Source organism: Telluria sp. ZT3P39, from assembly GCF_059685935.1.
The window spans coordinates 151,811-167,622 of sequence record NZ_JCASIH010000008.1 but is presented as its reverse complement, the minus strand read 5'-3'; the positions used below and the strand labels follow the sequence as shown (position 1 = coordinate 167,622).

The 15,812-nt window shown below is 66.0% G+C and carries 15 protein-coding genes and 2 rRNA genes; 8 read left to right on the top strand and 9 right to left on the bottom strand.

From position 1 onward, the window contains the following. Positions 1–75 (top strand): 23S ribosomal RNA (locus AC56LR_RS10920); the annotation flags it as partial. A gap of 130 nt (positions 76–205) precedes the next feature. Then, positions 206–318, top strand: a 5S ribosomal RNA gene (gene rrf / locus AC56LR_RS10915). 156 nt (positions 319–474) lie between these two features. Here rrf and AC56LR_RS10910 read toward each other — a convergent pair. The 5 genes from AC56LR_RS10910 to AC56LR_RS10890 form a co-directional block, all read right to left on the bottom strand. Next, the gene (locus AC56LR_RS10910) at positions 475–816 is read right to left on the bottom strand and encodes a DUF1840 domain-containing protein (protein WP_497130237.1); all 342 of its coding nucleotides are present in this window, start codon (positions 814–816) and stop codon (positions 475–477) included. Positions 817–887: 71 nt separating this feature from the next. Continuing rightward, positions 888–2,441, bottom strand: a complete 1,554-nt coding sequence (locus AC56LR_RS10905) for a putative ABC transporter permease subunit (protein ID WP_497130235.1) — start codon at positions 2,439–2,441, stop codon at positions 888–890. Next, positions 2,438–3,175, bottom strand: coding sequence for an ABC transporter ATP-binding protein (locus AC56LR_RS10900; protein ID WP_497130233.1), 738 nt, complete (start codon positions 3,173–3,175; stop codon positions 2,438–2,440). The genes AC56LR_RS10905 and AC56LR_RS10900 overlap by 4 nt, the downstream gene beginning before the upstream one ends. Positions 3,176–3,188: 13 nt before the next feature. Next, positions 3,189–3,707, bottom strand: a complete 519-nt coding sequence (locus tag AC56LR_RS10895) for a hypothetical protein (RefSeq protein ID WP_497130232.1) — start codon at positions 3,705–3,707, stop codon at positions 3,189–3,191. Positions 3,708–3,761: 54 nt separating this feature from the next. Beyond that, positions 3,762–5,279: a YifB family Mg chelatase-like AAA ATPase gene (locus AC56LR_RS10890; protein ID WP_497130231.1), complete on the bottom strand. Its 1,518-nt coding sequence runs from the start codon at positions 5,277–5,279 to the stop codon at positions 3,762–3,764. 212 nt (positions 5,280–5,491) lie between these two features. Between AC56LR_RS10890 and AC56LR_RS10885 the strand changes: the two genes are divergently transcribed. After that, complete coding sequence (locus AC56LR_RS10885) at positions 5,492–6,757, top strand: acyltransferase family protein (RefSeq protein ID WP_497130229.1); 1,266 nt, start codon at positions 5,492–5,494, stop codon at positions 6,755–6,757. Here AC56LR_RS10885 and AC56LR_RS10880 read toward each other — a convergent pair. The 3 genes from AC56LR_RS10880 to AC56LR_RS10870 are packed head-to-tail and all read right to left on the bottom strand — an operon-like array spanning position 6,651 to position 9,842. Continuing rightward, entirely contained in the window at positions 6,651–7,025 is a 375-nt protein-coding gene (locus AC56LR_RS10880; protein WP_497130227.1) for a SirB2 family protein, read from the bottom strand. The genes AC56LR_RS10885 and AC56LR_RS10880 overlap by 107 nt on opposite strands. Positions 7,026–7,061: 36 nt before the next feature. Further along, entirely contained in the window at positions 7,062–9,515 is a 2,454-nt protein-coding gene (locus tag AC56LR_RS10875) for an adenosylcobalamin-dependent ribonucleoside-diphosphate reductase (protein WP_497130225.1), read from the bottom strand. A gap of 33 nt (positions 9,516–9,548) precedes the next feature. Continuing rightward, on the bottom strand, positions 9,549–9,842 hold the full coding sequence (locus AC56LR_RS10870) for an accessory factor UbiK family protein (RefSeq protein ID WP_497130223.1): 294 nt from the start codon (positions 9,840–9,842) through the stop codon (positions 9,549–9,551). Between the two features lie 271 nt (positions 9,843–10,113). On the opposite strand from AC56LR_RS10870, the gene AC56LR_RS10865 reads away from it, so the two are divergent. From AC56LR_RS10865 to gshA, 4 genes are all read left to right on the top strand, one after another. After that, positions 10,114–10,848, top strand: a complete 735-nt coding sequence (locus tag AC56LR_RS10865) for a TorF family putative porin (RefSeq protein ID WP_497130221.1) — start codon at positions 10,114–10,116, stop codon at positions 10,846–10,848. A gap of 20 nt (positions 10,849–10,868) precedes the next feature. Beyond that, positions 10,869–11,207: a P-II family nitrogen regulator gene (gene glnK, locus AC56LR_RS10860; protein ID WP_005667790.1), complete on the top strand. Its 339-nt coding sequence runs from the start codon at positions 10,869–10,871 to the stop codon at positions 11,205–11,207. An 11-nt stretch (positions 11,208–11,218) separates the two neighbouring features. Next, positions 11,219–12,619 carry an ammonium transporter gene (gene amt / locus AC56LR_RS10855; RefSeq protein ID WP_497130218.1) on the top strand — a complete coding sequence of 467 codons (1,401 nt, stop codon included), beginning with the start codon at positions 11,219–11,221 and terminating at the stop codon, positions 12,617–12,619. 137 nt (positions 12,620–12,756) lie between these two features. Continuing rightward, positions 12,757–14,058, top strand: coding sequence for a glutamate--cysteine ligase (gene gshA / locus AC56LR_RS10850; RefSeq protein WP_497130216.1), 1,302 nt, complete (start codon positions 12,757–12,759; stop codon positions 14,056–14,058). Between the two features lie 4 nt (positions 14,059–14,062). On the opposite strand, the gene AC56LR_RS10845 is transcribed toward gshA, so the two are convergent. After that, the gene (locus AC56LR_RS10845; protein ID WP_497130214.1) at positions 14,063–14,710 is read right to left on the bottom strand and encodes a DUF4272 domain-containing protein; all 648 of its coding nucleotides are present in this window, start codon (positions 14,708–14,710) and stop codon (positions 14,063–14,065) included. A 148-nt stretch (positions 14,711–14,858) separates the two neighbouring features. Between AC56LR_RS10845 and gshB the strand changes: the two genes are divergently transcribed. Further along, a complete protein-coding gene (gshB, locus tag AC56LR_RS10840) occupies positions 14,859–15,812 on the top strand; it encodes a glutathione synthase (protein WP_497130212.1) in 954 nt (317 codons plus the stop codon).

Sequence of the window (15,812 nt, the reverse complement as noted above, 5' to 3'; positions counted from 1 at the left end):
CGTTGATAGGCTGGGTGTGGAAGTGCAGTAATGCATTAAGCTAACCAGTACTAATTGCCCGTACGGCTTGTCCCTATAACCTTGGTAGGCTATAGACAAGTCAGGAATACAGCTGCAGTTTGTTGATACAGCTACCTATATAAAACTACTTCTTCCAGATTCAGAGTTCTTTTACCAAATGGTAAAAGACTCGTACAAGTCAAAGCCTGATGACCATAGCAAGTCGGTCCCACCCCTTCCCATCCCGAACAGGACCGTGAAACGACTTTGCGCCGATGATAGTGCTGCAACCAGTGTGAAAGTAGGTTATCGTCAGGCTAGTTATAAGAAAAACCCCACCGGTGAACCGGTGGGGTTTTTTGCGTTTACGCGTTCCCCGGTGAGTGCCAATAAAAAAGCGGAACCAGGGCTCCACTTTTCTTTCCGCATTTCGACGCTTGCCACATTGGCCCCGCCGGTCGCGCGGAGCTGGCTTCAGACGCCCCAGAGCACGTCGGTCTGCTGGTCGCGGGCCGAACGCAGCATTTCTAGCAGCGGATAGGCGCGCGTCGAGAAGGTCACGAGCTCGATCGGCTCATGGTCGTTGTCTTCAGTTTCGCCATGGTGCGCATGGACGTCGCGCTCGACCTGTTCCGACACCTGGTGCTTGCGGCTTTCTTCGATTTCGCCTTCGAGGAGGGCGACTGCACGCGGCGCTTCTTCCGCCGTGATGACGCCGCGCTCCATATCCTTGTTCAGCATGTCCAGGATGCGCTTGGCATGCTCCTGGTACATCAGGACCTCAGGATAAGACTTGCACTTGAATGTAATCAACATAGCTATTCCAATCGTCAGTTAATGACTAAACGATAACACGAGTTGGTAGTGCGGTCATCCTGCGCACGCTCTTATAGCTGTGGTCGCCGAAGAAACCAGGCCACGGCAAGTATGCACATGGCGGAGGCGAACGCACCGGCCGTCCCGAGGCGCTGCAGATCCGACGATCCGCCCGTTGCGGTGGCCACCAGGCACCATGCGAACCCGCCCCAGGACAAGCCATTGACCACCTCGAGCAGGGACCTCAGCACGCCGCCCTTGCCGCGCGACGCGTAATCGCTGCGCGCGCTGGGCCGTCCGCACCAGTGGACGATCAGCGCGGCTGCGCAGACTGCGCCACAGACCGTAAAGGATGCCAGCAAGCCTGCGACCGGCGCGCGCACCACGAGCCAGAGCAGGGGAAGGGCGACCAGCAACAGCGAGGGCATTACTGCAGCTGCGAGCTTGGCCAGCCGGATGACGCGCGGCGCCGCCGGCGCAAGGCGCAGCAGGTCGGGCGCGTCTTCGGCCGAGACGACGATCCAGGCCAGCGATGCCGTCAAGGACGCGCACAGCAGCGTCAGGCCCGCGGCCACCGTGGGAAGCTGGATCTCGCTGCGGCGAAAGACGATGAAGAACAGCGGCAGCAGGTAGATCAGCTGCAGCGCGACCTGCGAGATCAGGTGCGGGTCACGCAGGATCAGGCGCCACTCCTTGCGCACGACGGTATCGAACAGGCTGCGCCCGAAGCGGTAGCGCACGCCGCCCGCCGGCGGGGGCGCGGCGCGCCGCGAGGATGCGGCCTGCTGCAGCCCGTGCACGAAGGAGCGGTGGGTGCGCGCGGCCGTGAACAGCGATGCCGCCACGGCCAGCAGCACCAGCCCCAGAAGCGGCAGCGGCTCGCCCAGCAGGGCGCGGCCGGGCAGCCAGAGCGGACTCGATGCGCCAAGCGGGCCGTTCGCCGAAAAGGCGCGGGCGAAAGCGGTGGCGGCCTGGGCCTCCATCCCGTCGGAGAAGTGGGAAAACAGCTGCGACAGGATGAACAGCAGGGCGCCGGCGAGCGCGCCGATCACCTGGGCGACGACGCGCGTGCGGCGCGCCCCGATGATCCTGACCAGTCCCAGCGTCATCAGCATGGCGGCGCAGGCGATGATGGTCGCGCAGCCCAGGATGACCGGATAGACCGCCAGCCAGCGCGCGTAGCCGAGCATTGCCCCAACATGCGCGAACGGCGCCAGCAGGAACAGGTAGAGGCTTGAGGTGCCGACGGCGACGGTCCCCAGGCGTACGGCGAAGATGCTGCGTGACGACAGGGGAGAGGACAGCAGGAGGTCGAGGTCGCCCCGCTCGAACAGCACCAGCACGCTGGAACTCAGTGCGCTGGAGAGCATGAAGGTCATGCAGCCGAACAGCAGCGCGGTGACCGCGACCAGCACGCGCGGATCGGCCATATCGATGCCCGCGCTGCGCGACACGACGAACCAGGCGGCGACATGCAGCACCAGCCAGGCCAGCCCGATGGCGGCAAGCGCGCCGGCGCCCGGACGGCGCGGCGTCTTTTTCGACTTGCCGGACGCCGCGTTGTACCAGAACATCCTGGCCTCGTGCCGGGCCAGCCAGCCGATGCTGCCGGGCGCGCCCATCATGGCTGCGCGGTCAGCTGCAGGAAGACGTCTTCGAGGCTCGCGCCGCTGGTGCGCGCACGCAGTTCGTCGAGCGTTCCTTCCGCGATCAGGCGGCCCTGCCGGATGATGCCGATGCGCTGCGCCAGTCGCTCCGCCACTTCGAGGATGTGGGTGGTCAGGATCACGGTACCGCCCTTGGCGACGTGCGACAGCAGCAGGTCTTTCACCTGGCGCGCCGCGGCCGCATCGAGCCCGGTGAGCGGCTCGTCCAGGATCAGGAGTTCCGGCTCGTGGATCAGCGCCCCGGCCAGCGCCAGCTTTTGCTTCATCCCGCGCGAGAAGCCTTCGGTGAGTTCGTGCGCATGCTGGCTCAGGTCCAGCCAGTCGAGCAAGCCGCGTGCCCGCGTCTCGGCCGCACTAGCATCCACGCCCCACAGCCCGGCGACGAATTCGAGGTATTCGGTCGGCTTGAGCTTCCCGTACAACATGGGATCGTCGGGCAGGTAGGCCAGGCGCTGCTTGGCTTGCCGCGGCATGGATGCCAGGTCGATGCCGAGCACCTCGATGCTGCCGGCATCCGGCGCCACCAGCCCCGCCACCATGCGCAGCGTGGTGGTCTTGCCGGCGCCGTTGGGGCCGAGCAGGGCATACAGCTCGCCGCGCCGCACCGACAGGTCGAGGCCGTCGACGGCCGGGCGGCCGTAGGCCTTGTGCAGCCCGGCGATGTGCAGCGCAGGGGCGAGATCGTCTTTCATGTGCGGTCCCGGGTCACTGCGCTGCGAACGAGCCGAGGAACTGCTCGGTTTGCTCTGGCGGCATGGCGTCCGGCTTGCCGATCACGATGACCTGGTAGACGCGCGTCCCTTTGGCCGTGAAGCGCCCCACCAGGCGTAGCGGTGCGCCGTTTCCCTTGCCGGTGGCGTCCACATCGAGCCCCAGCGCGCCGGGCTTGGGCGCCGCGTCATCAAGCGCCGCGCCGATATTGCGCAGCAGTGCCCCGCGCATCGCCGGCAGCGTCGCCTGGGCCAGCGCCGCGTCGGGCGCCAGGGCGGTGCCGACGGCGAAAGTGGTGCCGTTCACTTCGGCGGCCGTCATGGTCATGTCGACCCGGATCCCACCCAGGTCGATGCTGCGCGTATGGCTCGCAGGCTTGGCCGGGAACATGACGTGATAGCTGCCGTCGGTGCTGGTGTAGTCGCGCCAGTTATAGGTTGGCGAGCAGCCGCCCAGCATGAGGCCGAGCAGGCTTGCTGCCAGCGGCGCGAAGGAAAATGGTTTGATGTGCATGTGGCAGATGGTAGCAGGACGCGCGGCCCCTGCGTGCATCCGGCATGCGCATGCTCAGCTTTCGCGCAGCGCGCGCCGGTACTGGATCGCTTCGGCGATATGCGCGGCCGCCACCCCTTCTGCGCCGGCCAGGTCGGCGATCGTGCGCGCCACCTTGAGCACGCGGTGATAGGCGCGCGCCGACCAGTGGAGCTGCTGCATCGCCGCGCGCAGCAGCCGGTCGCCGGACGCATCGGGACGGCACCAGCGGTCGATCTCGCCCGGGGCCAGGCGCTGGTTGGGCTTGCCCTGGCGCGCCAGTTGCAAGGCATGCGCCTGCGCCACGCGCGCCGCGACCAGCGCGCTGCTCTCGCCGTCGGCCTGCGCGCCGATGCTCTCGGCCGGCATGGCCGCCACCGTGAACTGGATGTCGATGCGGTCGAGCAGGGGCCCGGAAATGCGGCCCTGGTAGCGCTGGGCGATGTCGGGCGTGCAGCGGCATTTGCCGGATGGGTGGCCGAGCCAGCCGCAGGGGCAGGGATTCATGGCGGCGACCAACTGGAAGCGCGCCGGGAAGTCGGCCTGGTGCGCCGCGCGCGAGATCGTGATCTGGCCCGATTCGAGCGGCTCGCGCAGCACCTCCAGCACGCGGCGGTCGAACTCGGGAAGCTCGTCGAGGAAGAGCACCCCGTGGTGGGCCAACGATACCTCGCCGGGGCGCGGCGGGTTGCCGCCGCCAACCAGGGCGACGCTTGATGCCGTGTGGTGCGGGCTGCGGAAAGGACGACGCCGCCAGCGCTGCGGCGAAAACCCGCCGCAGAGCGACTGCACCGCCGCCGACTCGAGTGCCTCATCGTCGCTCATTGGGGGCAGCAGCGCCGGAAAGCGCGAAGCCAACATGCTCTTGCCCGCACCGGGAGGGCCGATCAGGAGCACAGAATGGGTGCCGGCGGCGGCCACCTCGAGCGCACGCTTGACCGACTGCTGTCCCTTGACCTCGGCGAAGTCCGGATAGCCGATGGCCGCCACCGGCGCCTGCCCCTGGTGGCGCGGCAGCCGCAGCTTGCCCGCGCCATGCGCGAAGTGGGCGCAGACCTCGAGCAGGGTACGGGCCGGATAAATGGCCGCATCCGTCACCAGGGCCGCTTCGTCGGCGTTGGCAAGCGGCAGGATGAAGGCGCGCGCGCCGCCGACGCCGTCGCGGTGCATGGCCAGCGTCATCGCCAATGCGCCGCGCACCGGCCGCAACTCGCCCGACAACGACAGCTCTCCCGCGAATTCGTAGCGCGCCAGTTGATCCGCGGGCAGTTGCTGCGAGGCGGCCAGGATGCCCAGTGCGATCGGCAGGTCGAAGCGGCCGGATTCTTTCGGCAGGTCGGCCGGGGCCAGGTTCACCGTGATCCGGCGCGGCGGAATGGTAAAGCCGGAATTCTGCAAGGCCGCGCGCACGCGGTCTTTCGCTTCGCGCACCTCGGCATCGGGCAAGCCGACGATGGTAAACGCGGGCAAGCCGTTCGCCAGGTGGACTTCGACATTGACGACGGGTGCGGCCATGCCTGCCAGCGCACGGCTGCGAAGGACTGCGAGACTCATGGTGTTCCTGGGGGGGAGGACGGGACTTGCAGATACTGCAGGCTGGCGAGGTCCAGACGCTTGCGCTCGACCAAACGTGCGGCCGCCGCTTCGAGCAAGCGACACGGTGTTTTCCAGAAGGCATTGCCTATGCTAGGCTCGCAGCTTTCGCGGGAGAGCATCGTGCAGCGCAAGTCGGAAAGACGGGCCACGGCCTTGTTCCTGGGCCAGTCATGATCAAAGCCTTGTCCTCCTTCGCCCAGCCCGGCCCGGTTCGCGTACCCGGCCTGGACCTGCTGCGCGCTATCGCGATCGTTTGGGTGATGGCCTACCACGTGACCAGTTATGGCGTGGTCTTGCCGGCGCCGGCGGAATTCGGCTGGATGGGCGTGGACCTGTTCTTCGTGCTGAGCGGCTACCTGATCGGCGCCCAGGCCTTCGCGGCTTGCACGGCTCCCGGCGGACCGCGCTGGGGGCAGTTCATGGCGCGCCGCGCCTTGCGCGTGCTGCCGGCCTACCTGGCCGTGCTGGGGCTCTACCTGTGGATCCCGGCCTGGCGCGAAAGCCCGGGCATGCAGCCGGCCTGGCAGTTCCTGAGCTTCACGGCCAACCTGTTCCCCGACTACTTCCATGCGCGCGCCTTCTCGCACGCCTGGTCGCTATGTGTCGAGGAGCATTTCTACCTGGTGCTGCCGCTGGTCGTGACCTTGCTGGCCTGGCGTCCGGCGGCGTGGAAGACGGCAGTGGTGGCGCTCGCGATCCTCGCCGGAGGCATGCTGCTGCGCAGCTGGGCGTGGTACCAGGACGTCGCGCCCTGGCTGGGCGTCGCCAGCGGCCCGGATGCCGGGGTGCTGCGCTACATAGAACACATCTATAACCCGACCTGGGCCCGGCTCGACGGCTTGCTGGTGGGCGCCGTGCTGGCGGCGGTGCGGCTGTTTCGTCCCAAGTGGTGGGCGGCGATGACGGCGCGGTCGTGGGCGTTCCTGCTGGCGGGTGTCGCCGGCGTCGCGGCGACCGGGAGCCTGCTGTTCGACGGCCCGCTTAACGCCGCCATGGCCATCGCCGGCTTACCGCTGCTGTCCCTGAGCCTGGGAGCCATCCTGGTGGGCTGCGCCAGCAGGCAATCCATGCCCGGGCGCGTGAAGGTGCCAGGGGCGCGTACGATCGCGACCCTGGCCTTCAGCCTCTACCTGACCCACAAGAGTGCCTACCATCTGGTCAGGGAGCACCTCACCATGTTCACCGGCGGCGGCAACCTGGTGGCGCTGGCGACCTATGCGGGCGCCACGCTGCTGTGTGCCGGGCTGCTTTACCTGCTGGTTGAGCGCCCCGGCCTGCGGCTACGCGACCGCCTGATGCGGCATGAGCGCAGCGCGCCGGCAATAACGCTTACACCAGCGGGTTCTTCGTGGCCGCCACTGCGACGATATAGGCGAAGCAGGCCAGGGCGCCGGCAAAGGCGGCGGCCCGCACCGGCTGCGTGCGGCCGCGCTTGAGCGCGATGGTGCCCAGCACGATATAGCCCACCAGCGCCACCACCTTGGCCGTCAGCCAGGACTGCTGGCCCGGATACTGGCTGCTCCACACCGCTAAGCCGATGGCGCTGACCAGCAGCAGCGTATCGACGATGTGCGGCACGACCTTGACCCAGCGCCGCTGCAGCTGTGCGGAGCCGGACAGCATCCAGATACCGCGCAGCAGGAACAGCAGGCCCGATAAGAGAGCAAAGGTGACGTGGATGTGCTTCAGGGCGAAATAGGTCATGGCAGGCTTGAAAGTTGAAAACCTGCGCAGTATGCCTCAGCCGCACTCTCCCACATAGTGGCATTCGTCGCAGCGGGTGCAGCCGTCGACCTTGCGCAGCGCTCGCGCGCCGCATTCCGGACATTTGGCGCCGCTGATCGTGGGCAGGGCGCCCGTCACCGTCGGCTGCGGTTCGGCCTCCAGCGCCATGCCATCCGCACGCGCGGCATGGCGGCGCGCCAGTTCCGGCAAGGGCAGCTGGTTGCCCCAGGCGTCCAGGAAGCCGCGCCGGATCAGCACGCGCTGCAGCATGAAGGCGATCGCCGCCACTTCCGAGTCGTGGTAGACCGGCACCTGGACGCCGTCCTCGCGCGTCAGGTAGCCGCAGCGCACCGGGCCTTTTTCCCAGACCACGTCGCGCATGTCGGCCAGGGCCCGCGCGATCGGGCCGCCGGCGCGCGCCACCATCGACAGCAGCCGCATCGAGGCCGTGATCCATTGCTGTCCGCCCGTGCGCTGGTTCGAGGGCATGAAGAATTCGAACGGCCGCTCGACCGTCACCAGCTTGCCTTCGCAAGTGCCGTCGGCGCGGATGAAGCTCACCGTGAGGTAGGCGGTCTTGCGGCCTTCCTGGGTCGAGTATTCGATTTTCGAGGTCACCGATTCCAGCTCGCCCAGCGGCCGGCGCTCGAAGCGCTTGCACAGCGGGTCGTCGTCGGGCGCGACGGCGCGTTCCGGCTCGATCGATGCCGACAGCACGCTGCCCAGCACCGTGTTGGGCCGGTAGGTCGCCAGGCCCTTCAGGCCCGCATGCCAGGCCTGGCTGTACAGGTCGCGGAAATCCTCGAAAGGATAGTCTTCCGGTACGTTGACGGTCTTCGAGATCGCCGTATCGACGAAGGGCTGCACCGCCTGCACCATGCGCAGGTGCTCCAGGGCGCGCATCTCGAGCGCGGTGACGAACTGCGCGGGCAGCGCGGACATGTCGTGGCCCATCTGCCGGTAAAGCCGCCACGCATGGTCTTCGACGGCGTAGCTGCGCATCGAACCGTCCGCCATGCGCTTCTTGCGCTGGTAGGTCCAGGAATAGGGCGGCTCGATGCCGTTCGAGGCATTGTCGGCAAAGGCCAGCGAGATGGTGCCGGTCGGTGCGATCGACAGCAAATGCGAGTTGCGGATGCCGTGTGCGCGGATTGCGTCGCGCAGTTCCTGCGGCAGGCGCTTGATGAACTGCCCGCGCAGGTACTGGTCCGCATCGAACAGCGGGAACGGTCCCTTCTCGCGCGCCAGTTCGATCGAGGCCGCGTAGGCCGCATCGCGCAAGGCTTCTGCGATGCGGGCGGCAAGCAGGCGGCCCTCGTGCGAATCGTAGCGCAGCCCCAGCATCACGAGCGCACTGCCCAGGCCCAGGAAACCGAGGCCCACACGGCGCTTGGCGCCGGATTCACGCGCCTGCTGCGGCAGCGGCCAGACGGTGGCGTCGAGCACCAGGTCGAGCATGCGCACCGCCACCGCGGCCACCTCGCGCATGCGCGCGAAGTCGAAGGCGGCAGCCTCGCTGAAGGGATCGTTCACGAAGTTTGTCAGGTTCAGCGAACCGAGGTCGCAGCAGCCATAGCCGGGCAGCGGCTGCTCGCCGCAGGGATTGGTGGCGCGCAGCTCTTCGGCATACCAGAGGTTGTTTTCCAGGTTGATGCGGTCGACGAACAGCACGCCCGGTTCGGCATGGTCGTAGGTCGAGGCGATGATGCGGTCCCACAGGGCGCGCGCCGAAACCTGGCGGTAGGCCCAGCGGCCGTCATCGAGGCGGCGCGCGCCGGCCAGGTCTTCGTCGCCGGGTTCGGCCCGGTGCACCAGCTCGAAGGAGGCATCGGCTTGCACCGCGCGCATGAAGGCGTCGGTGACGCCGACCGAGATGTTGAAGTTGGTGAGGGCGCCTTGGTCCTTGGCGGCGATGAAGCGTTCGATGTCGGGATGGTCGATGCGCAGCACGCCCATTTGCGCGCCGCGCCGGGCGCCGGCCGATTCGACCGTGCGGCAGGAGGCATCGAACACTTCCATGTACGAGACCGGTCCCGAGGCGCGCGAGCGGGTGCCGTGGACCTTGCTGCCCATCGGGCGGATGGCGGAGAAATCGTAGCCGACGCCGCCGCCGCGGCGCATGGTTTCGGCCGCCTCCGACAGGGCGGTGTAGATGCCCGGCAGGCCGTCCTGGTCGGTGCCCGAGATCGAGTCGCCTACCGGCTGGACGAAACAGTTGATGAGGGTGGCCTGCAGTCCCAGGCCCGCGGCCGAGTTGATGCGCCCGGCGGGCACGAATCCCTGTTCCTGGGCCCACAGGAAGCGCGCCTCGAATTCGGCGCGCTGGGCTTCAGGCTCGAGCGCGGCGAGGGCGCGCGCCACGCGCCGGCGCACGTCGAGGATGCTGGTTTCGTCGCCCTTGGCGTATTTCTCGCGCAGGACGTCGAGTGAGACTTCCTGCGGCGCCGCCGGCTTGTCGTGTGCATTCATGTTGGGCTCCCTGGGGACATGAATGCCGGCGGCTTATTCCTTGCCGAGGATGATGGTCGGCGCCGGAGAGTCCGGCGAGCCGACCGGCGTGGCCTGCGTGTTCAACCGCGCTTCCAGCTCTACCACACGCAGTTCGAGCGCTTCGAGCTTGGCGCGGGTCTTGGCCAGCACCTGGGCCTGGATGTCGAATTCTTCGCGGGTGACCAGGTCGAGCTTGGAGAAGCCCTGGGTCACCATCGCCTTGACGTTGCGCTCGATGTCCTTGGCCGGCGTGCTTTCCAGCGCCTGGTTGATCTTGCCCTGCAAGTCGTTGAAGAAAGTATTCATATCCGTGCATTCCTAAATGAGACGGCGCCGGCGCACCACGACGGTGCGTCCGCTGCCCGCCATGGTGCGTGGCCTTGCGGCAGATTGCTGCCGCGCGTTTTTCCTGGGTTGAACGAAACGCACATGGGGCGCATGGCTGAGAAATCAAGCGCATTTGCCGGCATCTGCCTCCGTTTCGAGCTGGCACGCATCCTGCTAAAGAGTTGTCAGGAGTGGTGCAACAGGATTGTAAACCGCAACGGCCCAGACCGTTGAATCTAAGGGGAATGTCATGAAGTGCAACGCAAGCGCAGCAGCAGTGGCCCTGGCCGTCCTGGCCTTATCCAGCGTCACCGCCGGCGCGCAGGAAGCAACCCCTGAGCATCAAGTCAGCTATAACGCCGCCATTACCAGCGACTACCGTTACCGCGGCCTGTCGCAAACCAGTCTCGACCCGGCGCTGCAAGGCGGCGCCGACTACGTGCACGGCCCGACCGGCTGGTACGCAGGCACCTGGCTGTCCACCATCAAATGGACCAAGGATCTCGGCGGCGACGGCAACATCGAATGGGATATCTACGGCGGCAAGCGTGGCCAGCTGGGCGAATCCGTCACCTATGACGTCGGCGGCCTGTACTACCTGTACCCGTCCAACAGCCTCAACCCCAGCGCCAATACCTTCGAGCTGTACGGGCGCCTCGGCTTCGGTCCGGCCTATGTCAAGTATTCGCGCTCGACCACCAATCTGTTCGGCACCGCCAACAGCAAGGGCAGCGGCTACCTCGACGTCGGCGCCGATATCGACGTCGGCAAGGGCTTCCTGCTGAACCTGCATGCCGGACGCCAGGAAGTGCGCCACAACGGCCAGTACTCGTACACCGACTACAAGATCGGCGTCACCAAGGATCTTGGCGTGGCCACCGTCTCGCTGGCCTGGGTCAAGGCCAGTACCGGCGCCTACCTGAACCCGGAAGGCAAGAACCTCGGCAAGTCCGGCGCCATCCTGACCGTGTCCAAAACCTTCTAAAAGTATAAAGAGGCAACACCATGAAAATGATTACCGCCATCATCAAACCCTTCAAGCTGGACGAGGTCCGCGAAGCGCTGTCGGAGATCAACGTGCAGGGCATGACGGTGACTGAAGTGAAGGGCTTCGGGCGCCAGAAGGGTCACACCGAGCTGTACCGCGGCGCCGAGTACGTGGTCGACTTCCTGCCGAAAATCAAGATCGAAGCGGCCGTGGACGATGCCGTGGTCGACCAGGTCATCGACGCCATCCAGGGCGCGGCCCGCACCGGCAAGATCGGCGACGGCAAGATCTTCGTGGCCGACCTGAACCAGGTCATTCGTATCCGTACCGGCGAGACCGGCAACGACGCACTGTAAGGGGAACCCTCATGAAGCAGACCATAACAAGATTCCTCGCCGGCCTCATGGCCATGAGCCTGGCGCTGCCGGCCCTGGCGGCACCCACCATCAACAAGGGCGACACGGCGTGGATGTTCACCGCCACGCTGCTCGTCATCATGATGTCGATTCCCGGCCTGGCCCTGTTCTACGGCGGCCTGGTGCGCGCCAAGAACATGCTGTCGATCCTGATGCAGGTCTTCATGGTCTTCTCGGTGATCATCGTGCTGTGGTGCCTGTACGGCTATTCGCTGGCCTTCACCCAGGGCAATGCCTTCATCGGCGGCTTCGACCGCGCCTTCCTGAACGGCATCTACGACCCGGTGGCCGGCACCTTCGCCCAGGCCGCGACCTTCAGCAAGGAGACGATGATTCCTGAATTTATCTTCGTCGCCTTCCAGGGCACCTTCGCCGCCATCACCTGCGCCCTGATCGTCGGCGCCTTTGCCGAGCGCGTGCGCTTCTCGGCGGTGCTGCTGTTCATGGTCCTGTGGTTCACCTTCGGCTACCTGCCGGTGGCGCACATGGTCTGGTTCTGGGCCGGCCCGGATGCGATCACCGATGCCGCGTCGCTCGCGACGGTCACCGGCAATGCCGGCTTCCTGTGGCAAAAGGGCGCGCTCGACTTCGCGGGCGGCACCGTGGTCCACATCAATGCGGCGGTGGCCGGACTGGTCGGCGCCTATGTGATCGGCAAGCGTGTCGGCCTGGGCCGCGAATCGATGGCGCCACACTCGCTGACCATGACCATGATCGGCGGCTCGATGCTGTGGGTCGGCTGGTTCGGTTTCAACGCCGGTTCGGCGCTGGAAGCGGGCGACGTCGCCGCGCTGGCCTTCATCAACACCCTGCTGGCGACCGCCGCGGCGGCCGTGTCGTGGATGATCGGCGAGTGGATCTTCAAGCGCAAACCGTCGATGCTGGGCGCCGTCTCGGGCGCGGTGTCGGGCCTGGTGGCGATCACCCCGGGCTGCGGCTTCGTCGGCCCGATGGGCGCCCTGGTCATGGGCCTGCTGGCGGGCGTCATCTGCCTCTGGGGCGTCACCGGCCTGAAGCGCCTGCTGGGCGCCGACGATTCGCTCGACGTGTTCGGCGTGCACGGCGTGGGCGGCATCCTCGGCGCGCTGCTGACCGGCGTATTCGCTTCGCCGGCACTGGGCGGGCAGGGCATCTGGGACTACATCGCCAACAAGGGTTCGGCGGAGTATTCGATCGCGAACCAGGTGTGGGTACAGGCGCAAGCCATCGGCATCACCATCGTGTGGTCGGGCGCGGTGGCTTTCATTGCCTTCAAGCTGGTCGACATCGTGATCGGGCTGCGCGTGCCGGCGGACCAGGAGCGCGAGGGGCTGGACATTACCAGCCATGGGGAGTCGGCGTATCACGCGTGATTCTTGGATGTTTCCTGAAAGGCGCCTGCGGGCGCCTTTTTTACGTTCCGGCAAGCGTGCGCCTTTAAACCGGCTTCTTCGTCCATATATAGCTGTACCGATATAATTCGAAAAAGCCACTACCAGGACATCCCCTTATGGTTCCGCACCTCGCCACCGCCCTCACCGGGCCCCTGCTCGACCTGGAAAAGAAGATCCTCGAAGCCACGCCCGCCATCGAGCGCTGGTTCCGGCTCGAGTGGCAGGAGCATACGCCGCCGTTCTATTGCTCGGTCGACCTGCGCAACGCCGGCTACAAGCTGGCGCCGGTCGATACCAATCTGTTCCCGGGCGGCTTCAACAACCTGTCCACCGAGATGCTGCCGCTGGCCGTGCAGGCCGCCATGGCCGCGATCGACAAATACTGCCCGGACGCGCGCAACCTGCTCATGATCCCGGAAACGCATACGCGCAACCCGCTCTACCTGCAGAACGTGGCGCGCCTGATGCAGATCTTCCGCCAGACCGGCCTGCACGTGCGCCTGGGCTCGCTGTCGCCTGACATCACCCAGCCGACGCCGCTGGCGCTACCGGACGGGAACATGCTGGTGGTCGAGCCGCTGGTGCGATCAAGCAACGGGCGCCGCGTCGGCCTGGCCGATTTCGACCCCTGCACCATCCTGCTGAACAACGACTTATCAAGCGGCATCCCATCCATCCTGGAAAATATCCACGAGCAGTCGCTGCTGCCGCCGGTGCATGCCGGCTGGGCGCTGCGCCGCAAGAGCAACCACCTCAAGGCCTTCGATGAAGTGGCGAAAAAATTCGGCAAGCTGATCGACATCGACCCGTGGCTGGTCAATCCGCTGCACAGCAAGGTCGGCGAAGTGGACCTGCAGGAAGATGTCGGCACCGAGCAGCTGGCCGATGCGGTCTCGGCGCTGCTCTCGAAGATCAAGAAGAAGTACAAGGAATACGGCATGAAGGAGCAAAAGCCCTTCGTGATCGTCAAGCCCGACGCCGGCACCTACGGCATGGGCGTGATGACCGTGAAGGACGCCAGCGAAGTGCGCGACCTGAGCCGTGCCCAGCGCAACAAGATGACGGTCATCAAGGATGGCGTGGCGGTCAACGACATGATCGTGCAGGAAGGCGTGCCGACCTTCGAGTCCGTCAACGATGCGGTGGCCGAGCCGGTGGTCTACATGATCGACCGCTACGTGGTCGGCGGTTTCTACCGCATCCACGCCGAGCGCGGCATCGACCAGAACCTGAATGCGCCTGGCTCGCAATACGTGCCGCTGGCATTTGCCCAGCAGCATGCGGTGCCGGACCTCAAGGCCAAGCCGGGCACGGCGGCGCCGAACCGCTTCTACGTCTACGGCGTGGTGGCGCGCCTGGGCCTGCTGGCCGCGTCGCTCGAGCTCGAGCGGACCGACCCGAACCCGGAAGTCTACTAAGCCATTACGTATCGGTGGAGACGGCGTCCCAGTCGTCTTCACCGTCGGCCTGGATCATCCAGTTGGCCGCATGGTGCCATTCCAGCACCACGCCCGGGTTGATGCCCGGCGGTTGTTCATGCCCGTTGAGCTGCGCATCGCGCACCGCCCAGTGCAGGCGGTAGAGCAAATCTGCCTGGTCCAGGATCTCGGTCTTGCTGCGCAGCCGGATCGCATCACGCAGCAGGGTGGCATCCAGCAGGTCGTGTGGATAGAGCGGCAGGATGCTTTCTGCGCTGGACGGCGCCGCAGGCATGGCAGGCTTGTCCGCCAGGCCCGCGCACCAGGCCAGGAGCATCATCGCTTCCAGCCGCCACGAGAAGCGGATCACGTCTTCCTCGCTTGGGGCGTCATTGAACAGGAAGGCGGCTTCGTCGTTCGACAGCATGGCGCGGCGTTCCTCGCCGGCGAAATACTGCTTGAAAAAGGTGTTCTGGCGCAGCATGGCCGCGCCCACCACGCCCCAGAGCGCGACCAGCCGGCGCCAGACTTCGTCCTCGGTGCGCAGCGTGACGCCGTCGTCATCCTCGATCATCGGCAAGTGCGGGTTGACGGCAATCCCGTGCTCGCGCACCAGCGCTTCGTTTGCTGCCCTGCGTGCTTCTGCTGTCATGTCCTGCCTCCATAAATCGTTTGCAGGACATTAACATCAACCGCGCGCGGAGCGGCGTACACGCCGGCCGTGCCGCCGAATAGATGGGCCGCCCGCGAGAATCCCCGTTTCCGGCTAAAATCAGGGCATTCCCCGCATTGGACCGCCCATGAAAATCGCCTTCCTCGCCGATCCCCTTTCCACGTTCAAGATCTACAAGGACTCGACCTTCGCGATGATGCGCGAAGCCGCCAGGCGCGGCCACACCATCTATGCCTTCGAGCAGCGCGACATGGTGCTGGAGGAGGGCGTGGTCACGGCGCAGGTCAGGCACCTGACGCTTACCGGCGAGTCCGACGCCTGGTACCGCGCCGACATGCCCGAAATCGTCAAGCTCTCGAACTTTGACGCCGTCATCGAGCGCAAGGATCCGCCTTTCGACATGGAATATGTCTACGGCACCTATTTGCTGGAACTGGCCGAGCGCCAGGGCGCGCGCGTGTTCAACCGCCCGGGCGCGATCCGCGACCACAACGAAAAGCTGGCCATCGCCCAGTTCAGCGGCTACACCTCGCCGACCCTCGTCACCTCGAACATGGACCGCCTGCGCGACTTTCACGGCAAGCATGGCGACGTGATCTTCAAGCCGCTGGACGGCATGGGTGGCGCCGGCATCTTCCGCATCAAGGAAGACGGCATGAACCTGGGTTCCGTCATCGAGTCGCTGACCGGCAACGGCATGCACACCATCATGGCCCAGAAATACATTCCGGCAATCAAAGCGGGCGACAAGCGGGTGCTTGTGATCGGCGGCAAGCCGGTGCCTTTCGCGCTGGCGCGCATCCCGCAAGGCAACGAAGTGCGCGGCAACCTGGCCGCCGGCGGCGTAGGCCGCGCCCAGCCGATCACCGAGCGCGACCGCGAGATCGCCGAAGCGCTGGGGCCGGTTCTGGCCGCACGCGGCTTATTGCTGGTAGGATTGGATATCATCGGGGATTTCCTGACCGAAGTGAACGTCACCAGCCCGACCTGCTTCCAGGAGATCACCGACCAGACCGGATTCGACGTGGCCGCGATGTTCATCGACGCGGTCGAACAGCAGCTCACGGAAAAAGCACACTGA